The sequence below is a fragment of the Mesorhizobium sp. M0001 genome (assembly GCF_040324255.1).
Taxonomy (GTDB): domain Bacteria; phylum Pseudomonadota; class Alphaproteobacteria; order Rhizobiales; family Rhizobiaceae; genus Mesorhizobium.
This window is the reverse complement of the sequence record NZ_JAMYVS010000002.1, coordinates 316679-341362: the sequence shown is the minus strand read 5'-3', so window position 1 is coordinate 341362 and position 24684 is coordinate 316679. Positions and strand designations below refer to the sequence as shown.

The 24684-nt window shown below is 63.5% G+C and carries 25 protein-coding genes; 9 read left to right on the top strand and 16 right to left on the bottom strand.

Translation table 11 applies throughout. The features are described from left to right. Nucleotides 1-234 precede the first annotated feature (234 nt). On the top strand, nucleotides 235-1110 hold the full coding sequence (olsB, locus tag NKK50_RS06600) for a l-ornithine N(alpha)-acyltransferase (RefSeq protein WP_023683057.1): 876 nt from the start codon (nucleotides 235-237) through the stop codon (nucleotides 1108-1110). An 86-nt stretch (nucleotides 1111-1196) separates the two neighbouring features. On the opposite strand, the gene NKK50_RS06595 is transcribed toward olsB, so the two are convergent. Both NKK50_RS06595 and grpE read right to left on the bottom strand, forming a co-directional pair. After that, nucleotides 1197-1829, bottom strand: a complete 633-nt coding sequence (locus tag NKK50_RS06595) for a trimeric intracellular cation channel family protein (RefSeq protein ID WP_023683056.1) — start codon at nucleotides 1827-1829, stop codon at nucleotides 1197-1199. Between the two features lie 126 nt (nucleotides 1830-1955). After that, entirely contained in the window at nucleotides 1956-2585 is a 630-nt protein-coding gene (gene grpE / locus NKK50_RS06590; RefSeq protein ID WP_023691975.1) for a nucleotide exchange factor GrpE, read from the bottom strand. Nucleotides 2586-2844: 259 nt separating this feature from the next. Between grpE and NKK50_RS06585 the strand changes: the two genes are divergently transcribed. Together NKK50_RS06585 and NKK50_RS06580 are read left to right on the top strand one after the other, a co-directional pair. Further along, nucleotides 2845-3045: a hypothetical protein gene (locus tag NKK50_RS06585; protein WP_023669766.1), complete on the top strand. Its 201-nt coding sequence runs from the start codon at nucleotides 2845-2847 to the stop codon at nucleotides 3043-3045. An 84-nt stretch (nucleotides 3046-3129) separates the two neighbouring features. Continuing rightward, complete coding sequence (locus NKK50_RS06580; protein ID WP_023669767.1) at nucleotides 3130-4152, top strand: fatty acid desaturase; 1023 nt, start codon at nucleotides 3130-3132, stop codon at nucleotides 4150-4152. Between the two features lie 319 nt (nucleotides 4153-4471). Here the strand turns inward: NKK50_RS06580 and NKK50_RS06575 are convergent, their stop codons facing one another. From NKK50_RS06575 to cysG, 5 genes are all read right to left on the bottom strand, one after another. Next, entirely contained in the window at nucleotides 4472-5005 is a 534-nt protein-coding gene (locus NKK50_RS06575; protein WP_023669768.1) for a DUF934 domain-containing protein, read from the bottom strand. Nucleotides 5006-5122: 117 nt separating this feature from the next. Next, on the bottom strand, nucleotides 5123-5887 hold the full coding sequence (locus NKK50_RS06570; protein ID WP_023669769.1) for a phosphoadenylyl-sulfate reductase: 765 nt from the start codon (nucleotides 5885-5887) through the stop codon (nucleotides 5123-5125). Beyond that, nucleotides 5862-7532 carry a nitrite/sulfite reductase gene (locus NKK50_RS06565; RefSeq protein ID WP_023683051.1) on the bottom strand — a complete coding sequence of 557 codons (1671 nt, stop codon included), beginning with the start codon at nucleotides 7530-7532 and terminating at the stop codon, nucleotides 5862-5864. The genes NKK50_RS06570 and NKK50_RS06565 overlap by 26 nt, the downstream gene beginning before the upstream one ends. 35 nt (nucleotides 7533-7567) lie before the next feature. After that, nucleotides 7568-7861: a DUF2849 domain-containing protein gene (locus NKK50_RS06560; RefSeq protein WP_023669771.1), complete on the bottom strand. Its 294-nt coding sequence runs from the start codon at nucleotides 7859-7861 to the stop codon at nucleotides 7568-7570. Beyond that, complete coding sequence (gene cysG, locus NKK50_RS06555; protein WP_023713439.1) at nucleotides 7858-9309, bottom strand: siroheme synthase CysG; 1452 nt, start codon at nucleotides 9307-9309, stop codon at nucleotides 7858-7860. The genes NKK50_RS06560 and cysG overlap by 4 nt, the downstream gene beginning before the upstream one ends. Between cysG and NKK50_RS06550 the strand changes: the two genes are divergently transcribed. The 3 genes from NKK50_RS06550 to NKK50_RS06540 all read left to right on the top strand — a co-directional run bounded on the left by NKK50_RS06550 (nucleotide 9308) and on the right by NKK50_RS06540 (nucleotide 12156). Continuing rightward, nucleotides 9308-9562, top strand: coding sequence for a hypothetical protein (locus NKK50_RS06550; protein WP_352543202.1), 255 nt, complete (start codon nucleotides 9308-9310; stop codon nucleotides 9560-9562). The two genes, cysG and NKK50_RS06550, sit on opposite strands and share 2 nt — an antisense overlap. A 166-nt stretch (nucleotides 9563-9728) precedes the next feature. After that, nucleotides 9729-10178, top strand: a complete 450-nt coding sequence (locus NKK50_RS06545) for a baeRF12 domain-containing protein (protein WP_023726453.1) — start codon at nucleotides 9729-9731, stop codon at nucleotides 10176-10178. Between the two features lie 187 nt (nucleotides 10179-10365). Then, nucleotides 10366-12156, top strand: coding sequence for a cation:proton antiporter domain-containing protein (locus tag NKK50_RS06540; protein WP_352543201.1), 1791 nt, complete (start codon nucleotides 10366-10368; stop codon nucleotides 12154-12156). 20 nt (nucleotides 12157-12176) lie between these two features. Here the strand turns inward: NKK50_RS06540 and NKK50_RS06535 are convergent, their stop codons facing one another. Continuing rightward, nucleotides 12177-12986, bottom strand: a complete 810-nt coding sequence (locus tag NKK50_RS06535) for an AraC family transcriptional regulator (protein WP_352543200.1) — start codon at nucleotides 12984-12986, stop codon at nucleotides 12177-12179. Nucleotides 12987-13097: 111 nt separating this feature from the next. On the opposite strand from NKK50_RS06535, the gene NKK50_RS06530 reads away from it, so the two are divergent. Continuing rightward, nucleotides 13098-14018: a zinc-binding dehydrogenase gene (locus NKK50_RS06530; protein WP_352543199.1), complete on the top strand. Its 921-nt coding sequence runs from the start codon at nucleotides 13098-13100 to the stop codon at nucleotides 14016-14018. A gap of 15 nt (nucleotides 14019-14033) precedes the next feature. On the opposite strand, the gene NKK50_RS06525 is transcribed toward NKK50_RS06530, so the two are convergent. The 7 genes from NKK50_RS06525 to NKK50_RS06495 all read right to left on the bottom strand — a co-directional run bounded on the left by NKK50_RS06525 (nucleotide 14034) and on the right by NKK50_RS06495 (nucleotide 20345). Further along, nucleotides 14034-14786: an SDR family NAD(P)-dependent oxidoreductase gene (locus NKK50_RS06525; RefSeq protein ID WP_023669777.1), complete on the bottom strand. Its 753-nt coding sequence runs from the start codon at nucleotides 14784-14786 to the stop codon at nucleotides 14034-14036. Nucleotides 14787-14916: 130 nt separating this feature from the next. Then, a complete protein-coding gene (locus tag NKK50_RS06520; RefSeq protein WP_352543198.1) occupies nucleotides 14917-17193 on the bottom strand; it encodes a transglycosylase domain-containing protein in 2277 nt (758 codons plus the stop codon). 197 nt (nucleotides 17194-17390) lie between these two features. Continuing rightward, nucleotides 17391-17537, bottom strand: a complete 147-nt coding sequence (locus NKK50_RS06515) for a hypothetical protein (RefSeq protein WP_023686592.1) — start codon at nucleotides 17535-17537, stop codon at nucleotides 17391-17393. A gap of 77 nt (nucleotides 17538-17614) precedes the next feature. After that, nucleotides 17615-17869 carry a GlsB/YeaQ/YmgE family stress response membrane protein gene (locus NKK50_RS06510; protein WP_023704219.1) on the bottom strand — a complete coding sequence of 85 codons (255 nt, stop codon included), beginning with the start codon at nucleotides 17867-17869 and terminating at the stop codon, nucleotides 17615-17617. A gap of 105 nt (nucleotides 17870-17974) precedes the next feature. Continuing rightward, nucleotides 17975-18181, bottom strand: coding sequence for a hypothetical protein (locus NKK50_RS06505; RefSeq protein ID WP_023683046.1), 207 nt, complete (start codon nucleotides 18179-18181; stop codon nucleotides 17975-17977). An 80-nt stretch (nucleotides 18182-18261) separates the two neighbouring features. Further along, a complete protein-coding gene (locus tag NKK50_RS06500) occupies nucleotides 18262-18882 on the bottom strand; it encodes a ribonuclease D (RefSeq protein ID WP_031245290.1) in 621 nt (206 codons plus the stop codon). Between the two features lie 77 nt (nucleotides 18883-18959). Further along, entirely contained in the window at nucleotides 18960-20345 is a 1386-nt protein-coding gene (locus tag NKK50_RS06495) for a M20/M25/M40 family metallo-hydrolase (protein WP_352543197.1), read from the bottom strand. A 444-nt stretch (nucleotides 20346-20789) separates the two neighbouring features. On the opposite strand from NKK50_RS06495, the gene polA reads away from it, so the two are divergent. Both polA and NKK50_RS06485 read left to right on the top strand, forming a co-directional pair. Further along, nucleotides 20790-23717, top strand: a complete 2928-nt coding sequence (gene polA / locus NKK50_RS06490; RefSeq protein WP_352499162.1) for a DNA polymerase I — start codon at nucleotides 20790-20792, stop codon at nucleotides 23715-23717. 7 nt (nucleotides 23718-23724) lie between these two features. Next, nucleotides 23725-24213, top strand: a complete 489-nt coding sequence (locus NKK50_RS06485) for a macro domain-containing protein (protein WP_023691986.1) — start codon at nucleotides 23725-23727, stop codon at nucleotides 24211-24213. A gap of 8 nt (nucleotides 24214-24221) precedes the next feature. Here NKK50_RS06485 and NKK50_RS06480 read toward each other — a convergent pair whose 3' ends face one another. Further along, nucleotides 24222-24626, bottom strand: a complete 405-nt coding sequence (locus tag NKK50_RS06480; RefSeq protein WP_023669789.1) for a Fur family transcriptional regulator — start codon at nucleotides 24624-24626, stop codon at nucleotides 24222-24224. Nucleotides 24627-24684 lie beyond the last annotated feature (58 nt).

The following is a 24684-nucleotide window of genomic DNA, read 5'->3' as shown; positions in this document are numbered from 1 at the left end:
ATGCACAAAACAAAGACTTGAAGCGCGTCGCGTGAATCGTCCCAGCGCGACGCGCTTCAAGGTGACGCTGGCGCAATCCTCGCGTCACGTAGGTAGCCGAATGAGGGTTTTCGCCAGCCGACGAAGTATTGCCCGTCGCGCCGTATCACGGTACTGTCACAATCCTGTTGCACCTACACCGTATCCCCGTGCCAAGAGGGATGGCTCGAAGGAGAATCACTCGTGCATACAGTTATGCCGGAATGTGACACTCGGCCCAGCGCAGGCGGCGCTTTGCTCGCCGCGCGGAACGCCGATGCCGTCGCAACAGGCGCACCGCTGGGCCGTATCGGCAATCTCGAAGTGCGGCTTGCCCGCAATGAGGCCGAGATCGCCGCCGCGCAGGAAGTGCGCTACCGGGTGTTTTATGACGAGCTTGGCGCCAGGAAGGACCTGTTCCAGGCGCAGGACCGGCGCGACGCCGACCGCTTCGACCCGCTGTGCGACCATCTCCTGGTGCTTGACACCTCGATCTCCGGCCCCGAGCATCGCCGCATCGTCGGCACTTACCGCCTGCTGCGGCAAGAGATTGCGGCGACCGCCGGCGGCTTCTATTCCGAAGGCGAGTTCGAACTGACCAAGCTGATCGCCCGCCATCCCGGCCAGCGCTTCCTTGAGCTCGGCCGCTCCTGCGTGCTGCCGGAATACCGCTCGAAGCGCACCATTGAGGCGCTGTGGCAAGGCATCTGGGCCTACATCAACCACTATGAGATCGGCGTGATGACCGGTTGTGCCTCGTTCCCTGGCACGGTGCCGGCTGCGCATGCCGAGGCGCTCACCTACCTTGCCCATCACTGCCGGACCAACTCCGCCTGGGATGTGCGGGCGGTCTCCGGCCGCTATTGCTCGATGGATCTGATGCCGATCGAGGCGGTCAACGCCAAGGCGGCGATCGCGGCCATGCCGCCGCTGGTCAAGGGCTATCTGCGCGTCGGCGCCCGCATCGGCGACGGCTGCGTCATCGACCGTGAGTTCTCCACCGTCGATGTGTTCGTGGTGATGCCGGTCAAGGAAATCGGCGCCCGCTACGTCAACTATTATGGCGGGGAAGCGCAGCGCTTTGCGGCGTGAGGCAGTAGGCAGTAGGCAGTAGTGAAGGCTGCCGCGAATTGCTGACTACCGACTATTCCCTATTCCCTATTCCCTAATCCCTCTCCCTACGGAATATCCTCCGGTCGCCGTCCCGGGCGGCTCTTGTAGGACGGAAAGGTCCAGCCGAATTTCAGCGCGCCGCCGCGCACCAGGAAAGCCGCGACGAAGCCGGCGATATCCGAGGCGAGCGGCGGCAGGCCGGCAAGATCGCCAAGTGTGTAGAGGCCGGCGCCCGCGAGTGCGGCGGTGACGTAGATTTCGGGCCTGAGCAGTACCGATGGCTCGCCGGCCAGCAGATCGCGCAGGATGCCGCCAAATGTGGCGGTCAACACGCCCATAACAACGGAGACGACCGGCGAGCCGGTGATGGCCAGCCCCTTGGCCGCGCCCATTACGGAAAAGGCCGCCAATCCGATGGCGTCGAGCCAGAGCAGCCATTTCCAGCGGGATTCGACGCGGTGGGCGATGAAGAAGACCAGCACCGCAACCGCCGCGCAAACCAGCACATAGCCGGAGTTGGCGACCCAAAAGACGGGCAGGTTGAGGATGACGTCGCGAAGCGTGCCGCCGCCAATGCCGGTGACGCTGGCCAGAAACAGGAAGCCGATAATGTCGAGCTGCTTGCGCGAAGCCGCCAACGCCCCGGTCGCGGCAAAGACGGCGACGCCGGCATAGTCGAGGAGGTCGATGGGTGTCAGGGACATGAGGTAGTAGGGATTGGGAATTAGGGAAAGTATGAATAACACGAAGCCGCGCGATTGATACGCCTGCCCCTATTCCCTATTCCCTATTCCCTATTCCCTATTCCCTACTGCCTACCCTACTCACGCATCCTTCTCGGCCTGCTCGTTCACCGGCCCCGGCTCGACCGGCGCTTCGGTGGCCGCGATCTTGGGGCCGCCCTTGGCGACCCCGACCATGGCCGGCCGCAGCACGCGCTCGCCGATCGAATAGCCCGGCTGCACGACCTGGACGACGGTGTTGGCCGGCACATCGGGATTGGGCACTTCGAACATCGCCTGGTGGAAATTCGGGTCGAACTTCTCACCTTCCGGTTCGAGCTTCTTCACCCCATGCCGTTCCAGCGTCGACAGCATGGCGCGCTCGGTGATCTCGACGCCGTCGATCAGCGCCTTGAAGCCGGCATCTCCGGCCGCTTTCGCCTCGGCGGGGATAGCATCGAGCGCGCGGCGCAGATTGTCCGACACCGACAGCATGTCGCGGGCGAAATTGGCCACCGCATAGGCGCGCGCATCATGCACGTCGCGGGCGGTGCGGCGGCGCAGATTCTCCATCTCGGCTGCGACGCGCAGCGCGCGGTCCTTCAGCTCCTCGTTTTCCTTCAGCAGCCGCACCAGCGCTTCATAGTCGCCGTCGATGCCGCCTTGCGTGCGCTCGGCCTCGGCCGTTTCGATATCCTCGGGCGCGCGTTCGTCTTTTGTCTGGTCGCTCATCGCCATTTCCCGTCATTCGAATGGTTTGGATTTGCGCCCGATATCGAGGTTTGGCGGCCAAAAATCAAGGGGCAAGCCCAGGAGGACGCCCCACAGCAGGCAATGTTGCGGGCTGCCCGTCGGACTTGGTGCGGGGCGCAAGGACGTTCAAAATTAATTCAAACTTTACCGTAACGGCAGCCTTTGCTTGCCAATACCCCGCTATGGGGAACCATTCAAAGCTTGGAGGAGTTTTGAAACCGACACAGGATTTGAGACAATGGACCGCAATACTGGCAACAGAAGCGAAGAGCTCGCCGCCGACATCAGGCGCCAGTTCGGCACCGAGGCGACGACGCGCTTCTTGCGCACCTTGCCGGCCTTCCGCACCGAGGCCGACATTCCCGCCCGTTTCCGGGATCTGCTCGACCGGCTGGACGGCATAGAAGCCAGCATGGCCGGCGGCCAACGCCGTCAATAGCGATGCTATCGCGCGACAATTACGCGCAGTAATTTTGCGTGAGCTTTTCCTTGCGGCAGCGGGACGCCCCGCCTATGCTTCCTGATGAACATGATTTCCCCCGAGACGGCCGCCAACAGCAAGCGCGCCTGGTTGAAGATCCTGGCGCGCTACAAGAAGCCCGACCGGCGACGCAGCACTCTTGAACTCGCCATCACCCTTATTCCTTTCGTTACGCTGTGGGCGCTGTCTTCGGCAGCCTATTCCTATGGCCACTGGTGGGGCTTGATCCTGATCCTTCCCGCCGCCGGTTTTCTGGTGCGGATCTTCATGATCCAGCACGATTGCGGCCACGGCTCCTTCTTCGCCAACCGCACTGCCGACGACTGGATCGGCCGCGCGCTCGGCGTGCTGACGCTGACCCCTTACGATTGCTGGCGGCGCGCGCACGCCACCCATCACGCCAGCGCCGGCAATCTTGACGAGCGCGGCATGGGCGATATCAGGACGTTGACGGTTGCTGAATACCGGCAGCTGTCTTGGCGGGGACGCCTTGCCTATCGTCTCTACCGCCATCCCCTGGTGATGTTCGGCCTTGGGCCGATCTGGCTGTTCATCTTCGAGCAGAGGCTGCCCGTCGGCATGATGCGCGGCGGCCTGACGCCCTGGGTGTCGTCGATGACCACCAATCTCGGCATCGCGGTCGCGGCAGCGCTGCTTATCTGGCTGGTCGGCCCCGGCGCTTTCCTGATCGTCCATTTGCCGATCGTGATCCTGGCCGGATCGGCCGGAATCTGGCTGTTCTACGTCCAGCACCAGTTCGAGGAGACGGAATGGGCGAAGGACGAAGAGTGGGAATTCCAGCGTGCCGCCCTGCACGGCTCGTCCTATTACGATTTGCCGCCGGTGCTGAACTGGTTCACCGGCAATATCGGCGTCCATCACGTGCACCATCTCTCCGCCAAGGTGCCGGGGTACCGGCTGCAGGAAGTGCTGCGCGACTATCCCGAACTGCGCGGCATCGGCCGCGTCACGCTCCTCGACAGCCTGCGCTGCGTCAAGCTTGCGTTGTGGGACGAGAACCGCCGCAAGCTGGTCTCGTTTCGCGAAGCGCGGGCCTTGGCCTAAAAGCAATTCCAGCAAAGTGTGAGGCGGTTTTCCGGGCTTTCGCTTGGGAATTCCGTAAGACAAAGAAAAAAACCGCCGCACCGAAGGCGCGGCGGCATCTCCCAAAAACCGGCTCAGGCAGCCTTGCGCTCCTCGCGCATCCAGACCTTGCAGCCCTGATCATGTCAGGCGCCTTTTCGGCGATCATGATGGACGGTGCATTGGTGTTGCCGCCGATGAGCGCCGATTCCTCCCTCGCGCCCGGCGGATATTTCCGTCCGGACAGCCAGGAGAAGGCCCGATCACAGTCTTTGTAAAGACAGGCGGAATTACCGTCGCGTCAGCTGTTGCGAACGCGCCGCCAGGAGTATTTCGGCCCCTTCGGCTCCGACGCTTCGGTCGGCTGATAGTAAAGGCCCAGCCCGCCTGTGCGGCCTTCTTCGAGGCGCTTCAGCAGAACCGGGTTGGAGATCTCGAACTCGTCGAAGCCGAGGCGCAGCATATGCGGCAGCTGGTCGACGAGCACCTGGCCCGTGGCGCGGACCGCGCCCTCGAAATCGTAGCGGCTGCGCAGCAATTCGCCCTTGGAAAACGAGCGGCCGTCGCTGAAGGCCGGAAAGGCCAGCGCCACCAGCGACAGCTGGTCGAGCAGATCCACGATCTTTTCCAGCTGGTCGCCCGGCAGCAATGCGACGCCCAGCCGCTCCTTGGCCGAGCGCCGCACCTCGGCATCAAGGCCGAGAAATGCCTGCAACGGCAGGATGAAGCGGCCATTGCCCGCCAGTGCATCCGCACTTTCGGCATGTGTCCACTCGTCTTCGCGAAACCCCGTCCGGGTCCAGAGGCGGGTCTCCGCTGTGGTCTGTTCAGTCATAGAAAATTCCTAAAGCCCTAAAAATCGAAAGTCCGCGAAAGCCGGTCCACACGAAACCGGCGGCCTCCGAGCGGAAGCCGCCGTTGCAGGCCAGCCTCACCTGAATATCACCATAGCTTAAAGGGATGCGTCGGTCAGCGATACTTCCAGTCCCGACAGATGGATGCCGCACTCGGTCTTGGCATGACCGGCCCAGCGTCCGCTTCGCGCATCCTCGCCCGGCTGCACCGGCTGCGTGCATGGGAAGCAGCCGATCGACAGATAGCCGTACGCAACCAGCGGATTTTCGCGCAGCGCATGCGCGCGCATGTAGTCAGCCTGGTCGGATGTCGTCCAGTGCGCCAGCGGATTGACGCGTACGCGCGGGCCGACCGCCTCGAACACCGGCAGCGCGGCTCGCGTCGCCGCCTGGAAGCGCTTCCGGCCGGTCAGCCAGGCGCGGAAGGGGGCGACGCCGCGCGCCAGCGGCTCGACCTTGCGCACGTCGCAGCAGGCATCGGTATTGCTCTGGTGCAGATTGCCGGTCGGATCGACCCGCTCGAGCGCCGCGTCTTCGGGCTTGATCACCCTGATGTTGGTCAGCCCGAAATCGGCGACCAGCGCATCGCGATAGCCCAGCGTCTCTCCGAAATGCTTGCCGGTGTCCAGGAAGATGACCGGCAGCGTGCGGTCGACCTTGGCGATCATATGCAGCAGGACGGCGGAATCCGCGCCGAAGGACGACACGGCGGCGATCTCGTCATGAAACAATTCGCTCGCCGCGCGTTCGATGATGTCGAGCGGGCTCAGATGTCCATACAGCGCGTCGAAGCCCGCCGCTTTGGCGGCGATGCTGTCGTCGACGTCGACGATGCGGTCAAGCGGCCTTGGTTTCGCCAGCATAGAGCGCCTCCTTGAACGGCGCGGGACCGACACGGCGGTAGGCGTCGATAAAACGTTCACTGGGACCGAGCCGAAGGCCGAGATAGGTGTCGACGATCTGCTCGATGGCGTCCGTGATCTCTTCCGAAGAGAAGCCGCGGCCGATGATTTCGCCAACCGAGGTGTTCTCGTCGGCCGATCCGCCAAGCGTCACCTGGTAGAGTTCGGAGCCTTTCTTCTCGACGCCGAGGATACCGATATGGCCGACATGGTGATGTCCGCAGGCATTGATGCAGCCGGAAATCTTCAGCTTCAATTCGCCGATCTCGCGCTGCCGCTCCAGCGAGGCGAAGCGAAGCGAAATCTCCTGCGCGATCGGGATCGAGCGCGCTGTCGCCAGCGCGCAATAATCGAGGCCAGGGCACGCGATGATGTCGCTGATCAGGTTGGAATTGGCCGTCGCGAGGCCAATGTCGACCAAAGCGTCGTAGACCGCTTTCAAATCGGCGCGCGCCACATGCGGCAGGATCAGGTTCTGCTCATGGCTGACGCGCAGTTCGTCGAACGCGTATTTCTCGGCGATGTCGGCGACCGCTTCCATCTGGCTGTCGGTGGCATCGCCCGGCACTTCGCCGATACCTTTCAGCGAAATCGTCACCGCGGCATAGTCGGGATGGCGATGCGTCACGACATTCTGGTCGAGCCAATCCGAGAAGCTTTTGGAATCGAGCCGCGCCAGCTTGATCGCCGCGTCGCCTTCCGGCCGGGCGGTCAGTGCCGGCGGCGCGAAATAGGCGTCGATGGCACGGATGTCGGCTTCCGGCAGCTTCAGCTCGGCGTCCTTCAGCTCCTGCCATTCGGCCTCGACCTGGCGGGTGATTTCCTCGACGCCGGTCTCGTGGACGAGGATCTTGATGCGCGCCTTGTACTTGTTGTCGCGGCGGCCATAGAGGTTGTACACGCGCAGGATCGCCGTGCAGTAGGACAGCAGGTCGGCTTCCGGCAGGAAGTCGCGGATCTTGCGCGCCACCATCGGCGTGCGGCCCTGGCCGCCACCGACATAGACGGCAAAGCCGAGCTCGCCGGCGGCGTTCTTCTTCAGATGCAGACCGATATCATGCGTCTGGATGGCGGCGCGGTCGCGCTCGGCCCCGGTCACCGCGATCTTGAACTTGCGCGGCAGGAACGAGAATTCCGGATGCACAGACGACCATTGCCGCAGGATCTCGGCATAGGGGCGCGGATCAGCGACCTCGTCGGCGGCGGCGCCGGCAAAGTGATCGGCGGTGACGTTGCGGATGCAATTGCCGCTGGTCTGGATGGCATGCATCTCGACGCTGGCGAGATCGGCCAGGATCGCCGGAATGTCGGACAGCGCCGGCCAGTTGAACTGGATGTTCTGGCGCGTGGTGAAGTGGCCGTAGCCCTTGTCGTATTTGCGCGCGATGTGGCCGAGCATGCGCAGTTGCGCGCTGTTCAGCGTGCCATAGGGCACCGCGATGCGCAGCATGTAGGCGTGCAGCTGCAGGTAGACGCCGTTCATCAGCCGCAGCGGCCGGAACTGATCCTCGGTGATCTCGCCGGACAGCCGGCGTTCGACCTGGTCGCTGAACTCGGCGACGCGGGCCTGGACAAAATCGTGGTCGAACTCATCGTAGCGGTACATGTTTCGTCTTTCAGGGCGCGTCCGCCCGTATTTTGTTACGCTGCCCGCGCAGCCTGCTTGCCCAGATCTTCCCGGATGGTCGGGCCGGCGGCGCGGATCTTTTCGCGCAAGCGTACCGGCACGACGACGCCATTGATGACTTCAACGTCGATCAGATTGACGTCGACAACCTGATTGTTGGCGTTGGCCTTGGCGCCGATTGCTTCCAGCCTGTCCTCTGCCGCTTGGTCATGGGCAAGGTCGGCATGGTCGACCGTCTCGGCCCAGCCGCCATCGGCGTACCAGACGGCGATGCCGTCGGAGAGGCGGTTTGCGGTCAGTATCTTCATGGCTCGACCTCTGCGTCGGCCGCGTTGGCGGCGCCCTCATAGTTATGGGCCGCGAGCGGCTCGGAACGTTCAAAGTTGGCGCCGGCAACCGCGTCGCCGATGATGGTCATCACCGGACCGGCCAGATCGGCGCGCTCTTCCAGCGACGGCAAATCGGCCAGTGTGCCGTGGAAACGGCGGCGGTTCTGCAAGCTGGCATTCTCGACCACGGCAACCGCCGTGTCCGGCGACAGGCCGGCCTCGATCAGTCGTCCGGCGACTTCGGCGGCGACCGAGCGGCCCATATAGACGGCGACGGTGGCGCCGGAAATGGCGAGCTTGGCCCAATCCGGCAGCGAATTGCCCTTCAGATCATGGCCGGTGGTGAACACCATCGACGAGGAGACGCCGCGCAGCGTCAGCGGCAGCTCGAAGTCGGCGGCGGCGGCAAAGGCGGCGGTGACGCCGGGGACGACATCATAGGCGATGCCGGCATCGCGCAGTGCGGCCATCTCCTCGCCGGCGCGGCCGAACACGAGCGGGTCGCCCGACTTCAGCCGCACGACGCGCTTGCCCTGCCTGCCGAGATCGACCAGCAGCGCATTGATCTCGGCCTGGCTCTTGGTGTGGCATCCCTTGCGTTTTCCGACCGGCAGCCGCTCGGCGTCGCGGCGGCCCATGGCGACGATCGCCTCCGGCACCAGCGCGTCATAGACGATGACGTCGGCTTCCATCAAAAGCCGATGCGCGCGCAGCGTCAGAAGATCCTCAGCACCTGGCCCGGCGCCAACCAACGCGATATGGCCCGAAGCCGGAGCCTTCGACAGCAACAGATCGGCGGCGGCGTCATGCGCCTGCGAAAGCTCGCCGGCTTCGACGGCGCGCGCCGGTGCACCCTGGAAAAAACTGCTCCAGAACTGGCGGCGGGCGTTGCCTTTCGGCAGCAGCTTTTCGGCGGCACCCCGGAACGAGGCGGCAAGCGCTGCCAGCGGCCCGAGCGACGGCGACAGCATGCGGTCGATGCGGCTGCGCAGCATCTGCGCCAGCACCGGACCCGCGCCTTCCGTGCCGATGGCGATGGCGACCGGGGCGCGGTTGACCAGCGCCGGGGTGAAGAAATCGCATAGCTCCGGCCGGTCGACGGCATTGACCGGAATGCCAAGGCGGCGCGCATCGTGGGCGACGCGGCGGTCGAGCGTCTCGTCGCCGCTGGCGGCAAACACCAGGACCGCGCCTTCGAGATGCGCGGCGTCGTAGGGGGCGTCGATACGGATGGCGCCGGTCGTGGCGATGAAGCTCAGCAATTCGGCGTCGGCAACATCGGCAATGATGCGAAGCACAGCACTCGACTGATCAAGTAGCCGCGCCTTGGCCAACGCTTCGCCTCCGCCGCCGACGATGGCCACGGCTTCGCCTTCGACCCGCATGAAGACCGGGAACGCGGTGAGCTTGGGATTGGCGTGCGGCATGACGAACACATTCCGGAACAATTCGGCAGTTTTAGGCGCGGACGCGAAAAAGCTGAAGGAACCCACTCGCGCATCCCCTGACGGGAGGCAATCGGTTTTCCGCAAGCCTAAGGGCCAAGAGAAAAATATTCCACATCCGCATATCAGGCGGATTCAAGCTGCTGCCGCAGGCTTTGTTCTGCGGCTCTTTTATCCGGCAGCCGGCCAAGCTGCAAAATTATTTTTTCTAAATTCTACCAATTTAGTAGATTAAAGCCGTGACCTCCGGACATTGCTCCGATAGACGATAGATCGGGCTTGATATGGCTGCGTGCGATCTCGGCGAACGAAGTGGAACGTTCCCGCTTCGCCACGCGTTCTGCCCCTGCCGTAACAGACAATCGTCGGCTGGATTTGAACCTTCAAACAGGAGCCCGCAAATGAGCAAGATCAACCTGAAACATGGCCTTTTGGTCATGGTGGCCGATGGCGAGAAAGCGCTGTTCCTGAAGAACGAGGGCGACAATCTCTATCCGAACCTGCAGCTCTTCCAGGAGATGAAACAGGACAATCCGGCAACGCGCGAACAAGGCAGCGACAGTCCCGGCCGCTACAATGACGGCCCCTCCGTGCATCGCAGCGCGGTTGAGGAAACCGACTGGCACCGGCAGGGCAAGGAACGATTTGCCGAAGAGATCGCAGACCGGCTCTACAAGCTCGCCCATCACGGCATCTTCGACGACATCGTGCTGGTCGCGCCACCGCTGGTGCTCGGCACCATGCGCAAGAAACTGCACAAGGAAGTCACCGACAAGGTGCAGGCGGAGATCCCAAAGACACTGACCAACCGCCCGCTGATCGACATCGAGGCCATGCTGCACGCGGCGTGACGCTCATCGATCATTCGGTATTGGCGCGCGCAGCGGTTTTGCTGCGCGTGCCTTTCGTTTTCGGTGCCTCTGGCCACCAATTTACGTCTTGCGGGTTGCGTCGCCCGCACCCCCTCCACCATATTGAAAAAGGCGGCGGCTTCGGGCGGCGCACACCCGACATTTCCCGAAAGGCGCTCCATAGACAATGCCGCATGACACGCCCCTTATCGCCACCATCGTCGCCGGTCTGGGGCTGGCATTCATCTTCGGGGCGCTCGCCAACCGTTTTCGCATCCCGCCGCTGGTCGGCTACCTCGTCGCCGGCGTGCTGGTCGGACCGAACACGCCGGGTTTCGTCGCCGATGCCAGTCTTGCCAATGAGTTGGCCGAAATCGGCGTCATCCTGCTCATGTTCGGCGTCGGCCTGCATTTCTCCCTGAAGGATCTTCTCTCCGTCCGCGCCATCGCCGTACCCGGCGCCATCGTCCAGATCGGCTTTGCCACCGCGCTGGGCGCCGGCCTTGCCTGGATGCTCGGCTGGTCGATGGGCGCAGGCCTCGTCTTCGGCCTGGCGCTTTCCGTCGCGTCCACAGTGGTGCTGTTGCGCGCGTTGCAGGAGCGACGGCTGATCGAGACCGAGCGCGGCCGCATCGCCGTCGGCTGGCTGATCGTCGAGGACCTCGCCATGGTGCTGGCGCTGGTGCTTTTGCCGGCGTTGGCCGGCGTGCTCGGCGGCCAGCCGCAGGTCGATGACCATGCGAGCCTTTTGTCGCTGCCGGCCAGCTTCGGCATCTGGGGCGTCGTCGGCCTCACGCTGGCCAAGGTCGTCGCCTTCGTCATCGTCATGCTGGTGGTTGGCCGCCGCGTCATTCCGTGGATCCTGCATTACGTCGCCCATACCGGCTCGCGCGAACTGTTCCGGCTGGCGGTGCTGGCGATCGCGCTCGGCGTCGCCTTCGGCGCCGCCAAACTGTTCGGCGTCTCGCTGGCGCTCGGTGCCTTCTTCGCCGGCATGATCATGAGCGAATCCGAGCTCAGCCACCGCGCGGCGGAGGAATCACTGCCGCTGCGCGACGCCTTCTCGGTGCTGTTCTTCGTCTCGGTCGGCATGCTGTTCGATCCGTTCAGCCTGATGAGCAATGGCTGGCCGATCCTGGCGACGCTGGCCATCATCGTCATCGGCAAGTCGCTGGCCGCCTTCGTCATCGTCATCGCCTTCCGCTATCCGCTGGGAACCGCCTTGATGATCTCGGCCAGCCTCGCGCAGATCGGGGAGTTTTCGTTCATCCTGGCCGAGCTCGGCGTCGGGCTGAAACTGTTGCCGCAACAGGGACGCGACCTGATCATGGCAGGCGCCATCCTGTCGATCCTGGTCAATCCGCTGATGTTCCTTGCCCTCGACTGGATGAAGCCGTGGCTGGACGCGCGCGCCGCCAAGGCAGCACCACCGGAAGAGGCCAAGCCGGTCGGCCCGGCGACGCAGCCCGGACAAGTGGCCTCGGTGGCCGCCGCGGCAAAAGAGAATGGCCCACCGCCACGCACAACGCTTTCGGGCCACACCATCCTGATCGGCTACGGCCGCGTCGGCAGCCTGGTCGGTGCGGCGCTGAAACAGGCATCGCTGCCCTTCCTGGTCATCGAGGACGCCGACAAGACGCTGGCGAGGCTGAGAGACGACGGCGCCGAAATCGTCTCCGGCAACGCGGCCAATGCAGGTGTATTCGCCGCCGCGAATCCGCAGGGCGCCAGGCGATTGATCCTTGCCATACCCAACGCCTTCGAGGCCGGGCAGATCGTACTCAGGGCACGCGCCGCCAACCCCGGCATCAACGTCATCGCGCGAGCCCATTCCGATGCCGAGGTCGAGCACCTGAAGGGGCTCGGCGCCGACACCGTCATCATGGGTGAACGCGAAATCGCCCGCGGCATTGTCGAAGAAGTGCTGGGGCCAAAGCCAATGCCGCGCCACGAAGCCATTGAACCCTCTCCGGCCTGAGGCTTGTACCGCCGATCCCATCACGCCACGAAGGCGGAGCCGCCATTTCGCGCGACGCTGGCGAGATATTTTGCCGGCGGCTTGCCAAGCGCCTTCTTGAACATGGTGATGAAGGCGGTGACGGAGCCGTAACCGAGATCGCCCGAAACCTGCTGGACACTCGCACCGGAGGCCAGCTCCCGTATGGCGACGATCAGGTGGAATTGCTGGCGCCAGCGGCCGAAGCTCAGGCCGGTCTGCTTCACGATGAGACGGGCGAGGCTGCTTTCTGAGAGCGCAACACGGTTGGCCCACTCGGCAAGCGTGCTGCGATCGGCAGGGTTCTGCGCCAACGCTTCGGCGATCCGCCGCAAGCGCGGCTCGGCGGAGATCGGCAGATGCAGCTGCTGGACAGGCATGCGCGGCAGTTCCGAAAGCAGGATCGTGGTCAAGAGCCCGTCCCTCGCCTCATCTTCCTCCACGCGATCGGCCAGCTCGATGATCAGTTCGCGCAACAATGGCGAGATCGACAGCGTGCAGCACCGGTCCGGCAGATCGGCGGCTCCCGGCTCGATATAGACGAAGAAGATCCGCGCATTGGCGGTCGCGATGTTGCTGTGTTCCATACTGCCGGGAATCCACACACCGCAATGCGGCGGCACCATCCACAGGCCGCTCGGGACGCGGCAAGTGACGCCACCGCCGAGCGCGAAGACGAGCTGGCCCTTGCGGTGCCAATGGGCGGCGACTTCCGCTTTGGTTTCGGTGACATCGACGCGCACGGCAATCGCAGGTGCCTGCACATCATCGACATCGAAATTGACCCAGGGGTAGCGGAGCGGCTGCCTCATGATTGATGGCTTTTAGCGACTATTCGCCGTGATAGCTAAATTCTTTGATGCGGGGAGTCGATAGACTCTGGTTCGTGGCTGGCATGTCACAAACCGGCAGGAAGGCTTCCCATGCGCGCGCTTGTCATCTCTCCCGAGAGCATCACCCGGATCAGTCTCGCCGAGGTCGAGGACCCTCGGCCCCTCCCCAACGAAGCGCTTGTCTGCGTCCACGCAACCTCCTTGAACCGCGGTGAATTGCGCCTGCTCACCATACGCCCGGAAGGCTGGATACCTGGCCAGGACGTGGTTGGGGTAATCAAGCGGGCGGCAGCCGATGGCTCCGGGCCTGCCGTCGGCGCCCGGGTTGTGGCTTTGGTCGACGAGGCCGGCTGGGCCGAACAGGTCGCCGTTCCGACCGACCGCCTCGCCGTCATCCCGGACGAGGTCAGCTTCGGGTCCGCCGCCACGCTTCCGGTCGCGGGCACGACGGCTCTCAGGGTCTTGCGCCATGGCGGCGACCTCGCGGGACAGCAGGTGTTGATCACCGGCGCCAGCGGCGCGGTCGGCCGTTTCCAGATCCAGATCGCCCGCGAGCAAGGCGCCGCGGTGATTGCAATCGCCGCCGCCCGGCACGCCGAGGATCTCCGCGGTCTTGGTGCTCACGAGGTCGTCGAGTCGATCGAACTGGCCGAAGGGCCATTCTCTCTGATCACCGAGTCGGTCGGCGGCCAAAGCCTCGCCCATGCCATCGACCGCGTCGCCCCCGGCGGCACCATCGTCATGTTCGGTTCGAGCAGCGGCGAACTCACGCCGGTTGGCTTCAGACAGTTCGTTCCCGGCCATGAGGGAGCGAGGCTTCAGACCTTCGCCTACTACACATCCGGTCCAGCCATTGGCGCGGACATCGCCTCGCTGCTCGCTCTGGTCGCGGCTGGCCGGCTGAAAACCCGTGTGTCCATGACCGTGCCGTGGACAGACATCGCCCAGGCTCTGGACGCCCTGCGACAGCGCAGCTTCAGCGGCAAGGCTGTTCTCACCATCGCCGAATGAGCAGTCTGTCAGTGCTCAGACGTGCTGGCCGCCATTGATGTGGATTTCCGAGCCCGTCACATAGGACGCCTGCTGCGAGCACAGGAAGAAGATGATGTCGGCGACTTCCGAGGTGGCGCCAAGGCGCCTGAGTGGGATCGTCTCGACGATCTTGTCGGTGCCAGGCGACAGGATCGCGGTGTCGATCTCGCCCGGCGCAATCGCATTGACGCGGATGCCGTGCGGGCCGAAATCATGCGCCATCTCGCGCGTCAGCGAGCCGAGCGCCGCCTTCGAGGTCGCATAGGCGGTGCCGGCGAAAGGATGCACGCGCGTGCCGGCGATCGAGGTGACGTTGACGATCGAACCTTTCGCTGCAGCAAGCTCCTTGAAGAGGCCCCGCGCGAGCATGATCGGCGCGAAGAAATTCACCTGGAACACATCGCGCCAGACATGCATCGGCGTGTCGATCGAATCCATGCGGCTGTTGCCGTCCTTGAGCTTCGGCGAAATGCCGGCATTGTTGACCAGCGCGTGCAATTGCCCGCCATGCGCTTCCAGCCGGTGACGGATCTCCGAGACGGCGATGCCGACATCCTCCTGGTCGGCGAGATCGACCTTGATGTGGTCCTCTGGGCCGGCCGGCCACGGGCAATCCTCGGCAAAAGCCTGGCGCGAACAGGTGATGACCCGCCAGCCCTCACGCGAAAAGCGCTTGACCGTGGCATGGCCGATGCCGCGGCTGGCTCCGGTCAGCACGATGGTTTTTCTGGTGTCGGTCTCAGCCATGTCTGTCACTCCGGCCGGAGATGTAGCCGAATGCGGCGGAGGTGGCGAGAGGCCGAATTGTCACCGCAGCTCTCATATGAGGAACGGATTGCCAGCTCGCCATTGGTTTGAAGCCAGAATGACGAGCCGCTCAGCCGCCGCCGAGAATATCCAGGATCGAGGTTTTCCGCTTCTTGGTCGGGCCGCCGACGCTGCCCGGCGGTACCGGGTGCTTGATCGAGGCCGTGGTGCCGCCGTCGCCCGGCATGTCGAAACCGTCGGCATCGACCGTTTCGGCCGGACGGCGGACCGGTGCTTGTGCGGGTACAGCAGCAGGTGCCGGCGCGGCAGCAGGCTCAGAACGGCTGACGGCCACGGCAGGCAACGGCGCCGCCTGATTGTTATCGACTGACGGAATATCGTCGGGCACGATGGTGTCGGGCGGCGTCGACTTCCAGGTGCCGGGCAGCGGCCGGACCGGCACACCTTCATGCGCGGCCACCATGAACTCGTGCCAGGCCTGTGCCGGCAGCGCGCCACCGGTGACCTTCTTCATCGGCGTGCCGTCATCGTTGCCGAACCACACGCCGGTGGTGAGGTTTGCGGTGTAGCCGACGAACCAGGCGTCGCGCGAATTCTGGCTGGTTCCGGTCTTGCCAGCAGACGGCCAGGCGAAGGCCGCCTTCTTCGCCGTGCCGATCTCGACCGTGCCGGTCATCATCGAGTTCATCATGCCGACAATGTTCTGCTTGACGACGCGCGGCGCGCTGCCGCCATTGTCGTCATAGAGCACCTTGCCTTCGGTCGTGGTGATGCGGCGGATGAAATGGATGTCGGGCTTGTAGCCACCATTGGCGAACGGCACATAGGCCGATGTCAGCTCCAGCGGCGTCACTTCCGAAGTGCCGAGCGCGATCGAGGTGTTGGCGATCAGATCGGATTGGATGCCCATGCGGTGCGCCGCCTCGACCACCGCGTCGGGGCCGACCTCCATGGTTAGCTGTGCCGCGACGGAATTCAGCGACTTCGCCAAAGCGGTCGCCAACGTCACCTTGCCGAAATACTTGCCGCCGTAATTGTCCGGTGTCCACTTGCCGATCTTGATCGGTGCGTCGTTGCGCACGCTGTCGGGCGTGCGACCAGCTTCCAGCGCGGCCATATAGACGAACGGCTTGAACGCCGAGCCCGGTTGACGGCGTGCTTCGGAGGCGCGGTCGAACTGGCTCGTCGAATAGTCGTAGCCGCCGACCATGGCGCGCACGGCGCCGGAATTGTCGATCGACACCAGCGCGCCTTGGCTGACATTGAGCTTCTTGCCGCTCTCGTCGATCAGCCGGCGGATCGACTCTTCGGCGAGCTTCTGCAGGTTGAGGTCGACGGTGGTGTCGACGACGATGTCGCTGCGCACGTCGCCGATCAAATCGGGCAGCTCTTCCATGATGGTGTCGGCGACGTAGTTTTCGGAACCGGTCCAGTAGGATGGCGCGCGCGTTGCCGGCGCGCTCATCGCCGAGGCCAGTTCCTTGGCGCTGATCTTGCCTTCGTCGCGCATGGCCGCCAGCACCAGCTGCGAACGCTCCTCCGCCGCCTTCGGATCCCGCGCCGGCGACAGTCGCGACGGCGCCTTCAAGAGGCCGGCGAGAAGGGCTGCCTCCGACAGCGTGACATCGCGCGCGCTCTTGCCGAAATAGCGGCGCGAAGCCGCCTCGACGCCGTAGGCGCCGGAGCCGAAATAGACCCGGTTGAGGTACATTTCGAGGATCTGGTCCTTGGTATGCTTGTGCTCCAGCCACAGCGCCAGCAGCACTTCCTGCACCTTGCGCTCCAGCGTGCGGTCGGGCTTCAGGAACAGGTTCTTGGCCAGCTGCTGGGTCAGCGTCGAGCCGCCCTGCGAGAAACGCCGGCCCAGAACATTGGTCACCATGGCGCGCGACAGACCGATCGGGTCGATGCCGAAATGCGAATAGAAGCGCCGGTCCTCGATGGCGATGACGGCTTCGGGAATGTAGGGCGACATTTCGTGCAGGCCGACCGCCTCGCCACCGCTCATGCCCCTGTTGGCCAGCAGCTGGCCGTCGACCGAGATGATCTTGATGTTCGGCGCACGGTCGGGGATCGACCAGGTGGTGGCCGCCGGCATCTTGGCGCCGTAATAGACGACGATGCCGGCCACCGCGATGCCGCCCCAGATGCAGAGCACGAAGCACCAGTAGAACATCCGGGCCATTACGCCGAAAAGGCCGCGCCGGGCTTTGCCTCGCTTGCCGCGTGACGATGATTTTGCCTTGGAGGTTTTGCGCGCCGAAGATGATTTGCGATTGGCCGGCACGACCCGATCCTCCTCGTTCACCGAAAAACCGGCCGCGGATTTCGCCTTTGGCGATCCCTCGAAGCTGGGTTCGATGCGACTGTCTCTGCGGTTCGCCATGCGTTGCGCTGTCTTCCCGGTGTCAATGGCGCTCGGGTTGGAGGGTAGATGCGGCGGTTTAAGGGCGCGTTAAAGCAGGGTTTATGCACCCTTTCCTTAAGAATTTCTAAAATCCGCTGCCGCCAACTGGGTCCGAAAGCCGCATCCTCGCGGCCTGTCTGCCGCAAAAGGCAGAGGCCCTGGCTACCCCGAATATTTCAATTCTGCTGGATCGAAATGCCCTTGTCGTCGATCTTCAGTTCGACGCCCTTGGGCTTGGTCTGTTCGTGATAGACATATGCACCGAGCGCGATGACCACGACAACGAGCGCGCCGACAAGGAGATAGAGAGTGTTCTGTTTCACGGCGCGCTCCTTCGGCAGCAATTCCAGGAAAGCACAGGCTTTCTCCTGAGGAATTGCGTTGAATGAAACTTAGAGCGTCAAGCTCGCTTCAGAACCTTGACCAGCACCAGCAGGATGACGGCGCCGATCGTGGCGTTGATGATGGCAGCCAGAATGCCGCCGCCGATAGCGAAACCGAGCCTTGGAAATAGCCAGCCGGCGATCAGGGCGCCGATAATGCCGACGATGATGTTGCCGATGAGGCCGAAGCCGAAGCCCGAGACGATGAGGCCGGCGAGCCAGCCGGCAATGGCGCCGATTATGATGAAGATGAGAAGGCTTTCGATGCCCATGACGCGTTCCTCCAGGAAGAGAGGCTACGGAGCGGAAGGCCCCGAATCGGCCTCGATATCAACGACTTCAGGCTATGCGAAAGCAGTTGCACCCGCTAGCGGCGCTCATTGATCGTCGTCATCGTCGCTGGAGACTGGCCGCCAGCTGGTCGGGTCGACCTTTTTCTGGGTATCGCTGTCGGTGTAGACCCACCAGGCGCCGTCGCGATATTGCCCGACGGATTCGCTGACGACGCCGGCGCCGTCCTTCCACAGAACAGTGACCTTGGATCCATCCGTCGGGGCGGTCGCTATCGGTTTGCGGTCTGCCACGTCATCCCCCTCATTGAGTCGACAGAACGCCACGACGCGTGTCTGGTTGCAAGGCTGCCGGAAGCGTTATCTGAAGGCCATCAGCTGTGGGCAAAAATATCCTCTTCGTCCCAACCCATCAAATCGAGCTTGGCACGCGTCGGCAGGAAGCAGAAGCAGGCGTCGGCTTCCTTGGTGCGCCCGTCCCGCGCCAGGCGTCCAGCCAGGACCTCGCGCAGACGGTGCAGATAGAGAACGTCGGAAGCGGCATATTCGAGCTGTTCGGGCGACAGGGTCTCGGCCGCCCAGTCCGACGACTGCTGCGCCTTCGACAGGCCGACGCCAAGCAGTTCGAAGCAGATGTCCTTCAAGCCGTGCCGGTCGGTATAGGTGCGGGTCAGCCGCGAGGCGATCTTGGTGCAGAACACCGGCTCCGGCATGACGCCGAAGGCGTTGTAGAGCACGGCGAGGTCGAAACGGCCGTAGTGGAACAGTTTCGATATGCCGCGGTTGCGCAGCAGGCTGACGAGGTTCGGCGCTTTCTTCTGGCCGGGCGCGATCTGGATCACGTCGGCCGAGCCATCGCCGGGCGAGATCTGCACCACGCACAGCCGGTCGCGGTGCGGGTTCAACCCCAGCGTCTCGGTATCGATGGCCACCGCGTCGACATTGTAGTGGGCGAGGTCGGGCAGATCGTTCTTGTGGAAGCGGATGTCGGGCATGGTTTTCTCCGGATCGCGGCGTAACTCGTCCTCGCCGCGATCCGCTGAAAAATCAACAAGAAAACTTCCCAGCCTCCTCAGCGCGTCAGCGCATCGAGAATGCGCGCCCAGGAGCGCTGGCCCTTGTGGAAGGAGGTCAGCTCGTATTTCTCGTTGGGCGAGTGGATGCGGTCGTCGTCGAGCCCGAACCCGACCAGCAGCGATTCCATGCCGAGATAGGTCTGGAAGTCGCCGACCACCGGTATCGAGCCGCCGCTGCCCGTCGTCACCGCTGGCTTCGGCCATTCATCCGACAGCGCAGTCTTGGCCTTGGCCAGGAATGGCGAGTCGTAGGAAAGCTGAATTGCCGGCCCGCCGCCATGCGGGTGGAATTCGACCGAACAGTCCCCGGGAATGCGCGCCTCGACGAATTTCCGGAAAGCGGCGCGGATCTTCTCGGGGTCCTGCTTGTGGACGAGGCGGAAGGAGATTTTCGACGACGCTTCCGCCGCGATCACCGTCTTGAACCCCTTGCCGGTATAGCCGCCGATGATGCCGTTGAACTCGGCCGTCGGCCGCGCCCAGGTCAGTTCCATCACCGAGCGGCCTTTTTCGCCCGACGGGATCGAGAGGCCGATCGGTCCGAGGAAGGTTTCGGCGGTCTCGCCCAGAGTTTCCCATGATTTCAGGATCTGCGACGGCGTTTCCTCAACCCCGTCATAGAAGCCGGGAATGGTGATGTGGCCGTTCTCGTCATGGATGTCGGCGAGGATTTTCGCCAGGATGCGGATCGGGTTGGCGGCGGCGCCGCCATAGAGGCCCGAATGCAGGTCGCGATCGGCAGCCTTGACCGTGACCTCCTCGCCGACCATTCCGCGCAGCGAAACGCAGATCGACGGCGTTTCGCGGTCCCACATGCCGGTGTCGCAGACCAGAGCGAAATCGGCCTTGAGCTCATCGGCATTGGCCTCGAGGAACGGCTTGAGCGACGGCGAACCGGACTCCTCCTCGCCCTCGAACAGGATGGTGATGCGGCAGGGCAGATTGCCATGCACCTGCTTCCAGGCGCGGCAGGCCTCGACGAAGGTCATCAGCTGCCCCTTGTCGTCGGCCGAGCCACGGCCGGTGATTACCTTGTGACCGGGCTCGATCTCCTTGACCGCCGGCGCAAACGGGTCGTTCTCCCAAAGCTCGATCGGATCGACCGGCTGCACGTCGTAATGGCCGTAAAACAGCACATGCGGCGAACCGGCGGGGCCTTCATGGTGCGCAACCACCATCGGGTGTCCCGGCGTGTCGCGCACCGAAGCGTCGAAGCCGATCAGCTTGAGGTCCGCCACCAGCCATTCGGCGGCCTTGCGGCAGTCGGCGGCATAGTCGGAATCGGTCGAGATCGACTTGATGCGGAGCAGGCCGAACAGGCGCTCCAGGCTCTGGTCGAGATTTTTGTCGAGACGGTCGAGGACGGAGGAAATGGTGGACATTACTGCGGGCCTTTCTTTTCGGTGCCGGGACCGTAAAGGCAGCGCATCAAAACGAAAAGCCCGCGATCGTTGGACCACGGACCGTAAACACTTGTCAGAAGGCAAAAAAGAACCGCCGTGGTGGAGGGGAACCACGGCGGTCTTTTACTCGAAACGATGCGGCAGCCCGGAGAGGGGGGATAGGCTGCCGCAATTGTCCGGGATAGGCGGGGGACGGGCCTTGCTCCGGACTCGGCGAAAACTGCCGATGACCTTTATTTGTGTCTCGGATCGTGGCGTTTCAAGGGCACAAAAATTACACTTTTGTAACATAGCCGTGAGCGCCGAGGCAAACAGCAGCAGGACCTATCGGCAGGCAGGCTCTGTCAGCATGTCGCCGCAACACCTGTTGGAAGCCCGCCTTTGCCATGGACCGCGCCGTCCCGGCGCGCTATCCCTGCCGGCATGAAAAAAGGCGACCATCTCTTCCTTATCGACGGCTCCGGCTACATCTTTCGCGCCTATCATGCGCTGCCGCCGCTGACCCGCAAATCCGATGGGCTGCCGGTCGGCGCGGTCTCCGGCTTCTGCAACATGTTGTGGAAGCTGATGCAGGACGCCCGCAACACCGATGTAGGCATCGTGCCGACGCATTTAGCGGTCATTTTCGATTATTCGTCGAAAACCTTCCGCAATGATCTTTACCCGGAATACAAGGCCAACCGCAACGCACCGCCCGAAGACCTGATCCCGCAATTCGGTCTGATCCGCCAGGCAACCGTGGCCTTCAACCTGCCTTGCATCGAGATCGAAGGCTACGAGGCCGACGACCTCATCGCCACTTATGCCAGGCTGGCGTGCGAGGCCGGCGGCGACACCACTATCATCTCCTCCGACAAGGATCTGATGCAGCTGGTCGGACCCACGGTCGGCATGTACGACCCGATGAAGGACCGCCAGATCGGCATCCCCGAAGTCATCGAGAAATGGGGCGTGCCGCCGGAAAAGATGATCGACCTGCAGGCGCTGACCGGCGACTCCGTCGACAATGTGCCGGGCGTACCCGGCATCGGGCCGAAAACGGCGGCGCAGCTTCTGGAACAGTTCGGCGACCTTGACGGGCTGCTCGCCCGGGCCAGCGAGATCAAGCAGGACAAGAGGCGCGAATCGATCATCGCCAATGCCGACAAGGCGCGCATATCGCGCCAGCTGGTGACGCTGAAGAACGACGTGCCGGTGACCGACGGGCTCGACGATTTCGTGCTGCATGCGCCGGATGGGCCGAAGCTGATCGGCTTTCTCAAAACCATGGAATTCACCTCGCTGACCCGCCGTGTGGCCGAGGCGACCAGCACCGAAGCCGGCGATGTGCAGGCTGTCGCCGTCACCGTCGAGCGCGCCGACACCGCGCACGGCCCCGATGTCGGTTCCGGCATAGCGGCGCCTGCGGCAACACAGGATGAAGCCAAAACCGAAACCGCCAGAGCCGGCGACGCCCCTTCGCTGCTTGCCGCACTTCGCCTGGAAACGGCCGCTGCGGCCAAAATCGATCCCGCCGCCTATGTCGCCATCCGCGACACGGCGACGCTCAAGACATGGCTGGCCCAAGCCAAGGAGACCGGCATCGTCGCCTTCGACACCGAAACCACGTCTTCCGATCCGATGCTGGCCGACCTCATCGGTTTCTCTCTGGCGATCGGCCCCGGCCGCGCCGCCTATGTGCCGCTCGCCCACAAGAGCGGCGCCGGCGACCTGCTCGGCGGCGGCACGCTGGAGAACCAGATTCCGATCCGCGAGGCGCTGGCGCTGCTGAAGCCGCTGCTGGAAGACAAATCGGTGCTCAAGATCGCCCAGGACGCCAAATACGACATCGTCGTCATGAGCCGCCACGGCATCGATATCGCACCCTTCGACGACACGATGTTGATTTCCTATGTGCTCGACGCCGGCACCGGCCACCACACTTTGTCCTCGCTCGCCGACAAATGGCTCGGCCATGCCACGACGCCGCTCAAGGATCTCGCCGGTTCCGGCAGAAGCTCGGTCGGCTTCGACCAGGTCGACATCGACCGGGCGACCGCCTACGCCGCCGGCCATGCCGACGTGGCGCTGCGGCTGTGGCAGGTGCTGAAGCCCCGACTTGCCGCCAAGGGCCTGGTCTCGGTCTATGAGCGGCTGGAGCGGCCGCTGGTGCCGGTGCTGGCGCGGATGGAGCAGCGCGGCATCTCGGTCGACCGCCAGATCCTGTCGCGGCTCTCCGGCGAGCTGGCGCAAGGCGCCGCACGCCTGGAAGAGGAAATCTACGGCCTTGTCGGCGAGCGCATCAACATCGGGTCGCCAAAGCAGCTGGGCGACATCCTGTTCGGCCGCATGGGCCTGCCCGGCGGCTCCAAGACCAAGACCGGGCAATGGTCGACTTCCGCGCAGCTTCTGGAGGATCTCGCCGCCGAAGGCCACGAACTGCCGCGCAAGATCGTCGACTGGCGCCAGCTGACCAAGCTGAAATCGACCTACACCGACGCGCTGCCGGGCTTCATCCATCCCGACACCAGGCGCGTCCACACCTCCTATGCGCTGGCCGCGACGACGACGGGCCGGCTTTCCTCATCCGATCCCAATCTGCAGAACATCCCGGTGCGCACCGCGGAGGGACGCAAGATCAGGACGGCCTTCATCGCCGACAAGGGCCAGAAACTGGTCTCGGCCGACTACAGCCAGATCGAACTGCGCGTGCTTGCCCACGTCGCCGAGATCCCGCAACTGAAGCAGGCCTTCGCCGATGGCGCCGACATCCACGCCATCACCGCCTCGGAAATGTTCAACGTGCCGGTCGAAGGCATGCCTTCCGAAGTGCGCCGCCGCGCCAAGGCAATCAATTTCGGCATCATCTACGGCATCTCGGCCTTTGGGCTGGCCAACCAGCTGTCGATCCCGCGCGAGGAGGCCGGCGCCTACATCAAGAAATACTTCGAGCGTTTCCCCGGCATCCGCGACTATATCGAGGCAACAAAAGCCTATGCCCGCGAGCATGGCTTCGTCGAAACCATCTTCGGCCGCCGCATCCACTATCCTGAGATCCGGTCGTCAAACCCGTCGATCCGTGCCTTCAACGAGCGCGCCTCGATCAACGCCAGGCTGCAAGGCACCGCTGCCGATATCATCCGCCGCGCCATGGTGCATATGGACGAGGCGCTGGAAAAGGCCGGCCTGTCCGCCCGCATGCTCTTGCAGGTGCATGACGAATTGATCTTCGAGACGGTTGAAGCGGAAGTCGAGGCGACGATCCCCGTGGTGCGCAGGGTGATGGAGAACGCGCCGATGCCGGCCATCTCGATGTCGGTGCCGCTGCATGTCGATGCCCGCGCAGCGAACAACTGGGACGAGGCGCATTGAAGGTGCGATGATTGTCTTTGTCACCGGAGACCTGCTGGCCGCCCAGGAAAGCTATATCGCTCAAGGCGTGGCAGAGGGCAATCAAGAGGGCCTTGGCACCGGACTTGCGCTGAAGATTTCGAAAAAGTGGCCGAATGTGCAGGCTGCGTTCAAGAAATATGCTCGGACCGGCAGGTTTATTGGGGGTCATATCTGGACATTGGAGCCAGACGGCAATCAGCCGGGCTTCATTTATCTGGCAACCCAGCCAGATATGTATCACGCCACGCTTCCCTATTTACGGAAAGCAGTTCGCGGGCTTGTGAAATGGGCCGACAAAAACCGGGTAGAATCCATCGCCTTGCCAAAAATCGGGTCTGGCCTTGGCAAATTATCTTGGCTCGACGAGGTGAAACCCCTGCTTATGGAGCAGCTAACACCTGGGCCTACGCGGTACGTCGTCTATGAGACATTCTTGAACGAATTCGAGAATAGCGCACCGCCTCGGCTCAAGTAGGAAGCAAGCTAAGCCGCCTCAGCCAGGCACTTGGCACACGTCCCGCGAAACTCGATCACCGCCTTCTTCGCAGCAAACCCGGTCGAGCGCACCCATTCGTCCAGCCGATGGTCGACGTCATGGTCGGACATCTCCATCACCTGCCCGCATGTGTCGCAGATAGCGAAGGCTGTCATCGAATGCGTATGGTCGTGCGGTTCGGCGCAGGCGACGAAGGAGTTGAGGCTTTCCAACCGGTGCACGAAGCCTGACTTCACCAGGCTGTCGAGTGCCCGGTAAACCTGTAGCGGCGCGCGGAAACCGCGCTCGCGCAGCTGGTCGAGAAGCGTATAGGCGCTGAGCGGTCCGCTGGCGGCCTCGAGCTTTTCGAGTACGCTCAGCTGATTCTTCGTCAGCACATCCCTTGCCGCCATGATCCCGTTTTCCGATCGTTTAGAGCATGATGCCGAAAAGTGTGGAGCGGTTCTCGGA

Excerpts from the sequence above, each read along its gene's own strand:
- polA (WP_352499162.1), top strand. The coding sequence starts at position 20,790 with ATGAAAAAAGGCGACCATCTCTTCCTTATCGACGGCTCCGGCTACATC.
- grpE (WP_023691975.1), bottom strand. The coding sequence starts at position 2,585 with ATGAGCGACCAGACAAAAGACGAACGCGCGCCCGAGGATATCGAAACG.
- NKK50_RS06510 (WP_023704219.1), bottom strand. The coding sequence starts at position 17,869 with ATGGGCATCGAAAGCCTTCTCATCTTCATCATAATCGGCGCCATTGCC.
- NKK50_RS06540 (WP_352543201.1), top strand. The coding sequence starts at position 10,366 with ATGCCGCATGACACGCCCCTTATCGCCACCATCGTCGCCGGTCTGGGG.
- NKK50_RS06525 (WP_023669777.1), bottom strand. The coding sequence starts at position 14,786 with ATGGCTGAGACCGACACCAGAAAAACCATCGTGCTGACCGGAGCCAGC.
- NKK50_RS06535 (WP_352543200.1), bottom strand. The coding sequence starts at position 12,986 with ATGAGGCAGCCGCTCCGCTACCCCTGGGTCAATTTCGATGTCGATGAT.
- NKK50_RS06500 (WP_031245290.1), bottom strand. The coding sequence starts at position 18,882 with ATGCCCGACATCCGCTTCCACAAGAACGATCTGCCCGACCTCGCCCAC.
- NKK50_RS06580 (WP_023669767.1), top strand. The coding sequence starts at position 3,130 with ATGAACATGATTTCCCCCGAGACGGCCGCCAACAGCAAGCGCGCCTGG.
- NKK50_RS06575 (WP_023669768.1), bottom strand. The coding sequence starts at position 5,005 with ATGACTGAACAGACCACAGCGGAGACCCGCCTCTGGACCCGGACGGGG.
- NKK50_RS06550 (WP_352543202.1), top strand. The coding sequence starts at position 9,308 with ATGACGAACACATTCCGGAACAATTCGGCAGTTTTAGGCGCGGACGCG.
- NKK50_RS06565 (WP_023683051.1), bottom strand. The coding sequence starts at position 7,532 with ATGTACCGCTACGATGAGTTCGACCACGATTTTGTCCAGGCCCGCGTC.
- cysG (WP_023713439.1), bottom strand. The coding sequence starts at position 9,309 with ATGCCGCACGCCAATCCCAAGCTCACCGCGTTCCCGGTCTTCATGCGG.
- NKK50_RS06545 (WP_023726453.1), top strand. The coding sequence starts at position 9,729 with ATGAGCAAGATCAACCTGAAACATGGCCTTTTGGTCATGGTGGCCGAT.
- NKK50_RS06530 (WP_352543199.1), top strand. The coding sequence starts at position 13,098 with ATGCGCGCGCTTGTCATCTCTCCCGAGAGCATCACCCGGATCAGTCTC.
- NKK50_RS06570 (WP_023669769.1), bottom strand. The coding sequence starts at position 5,887 with ATGCTGGCGAAACCAAGGCCGCTTGACCGCATCGTCGACGTCGACGAC.
- NKK50_RS06480 (WP_023669789.1), bottom strand. The coding sequence starts at position 24,626 with ATGGCGGCAAGGGATGTGCTGACGAAGAATCAGCTGAGCGTACTCGAA.
- NKK50_RS06585 (WP_023669766.1), top strand. The coding sequence starts at position 2,845 with ATGGACCGCAATACTGGCAACAGAAGCGAAGAGCTCGCCGCCGACATC.
- olsB (WP_023683057.1), top strand. The coding sequence starts at position 235 with ATGCCGGAATGTGACACTCGGCCCAGCGCAGGCGGCGCTTTGCTCGCC.
- NKK50_RS06520 (WP_352543198.1), bottom strand. The coding sequence starts at position 17,193 with ATGGCGAACCGCAGAGACAGTCGCATCGAACCCAGCTTCGAGGGATCG.
- NKK50_RS06485 (WP_023691986.1), top strand. The coding sequence starts at position 23,725 with ATGATTGTCTTTGTCACCGGAGACCTGCTGGCCGCCCAGGAAAGCTAT.
- NKK50_RS06560 (WP_023669771.1), bottom strand. The coding sequence starts at position 7,861 with ATGAAGATACTGACCGCAAACCGCCTCTCCGACGGCATCGCCGTCTGG.
- NKK50_RS06495 (WP_352543197.1), bottom strand. The coding sequence starts at position 20,345 with ATGTCCACCATTTCCTCCGTCCTCGACCGTCTCGACAAAAATCTCGAC.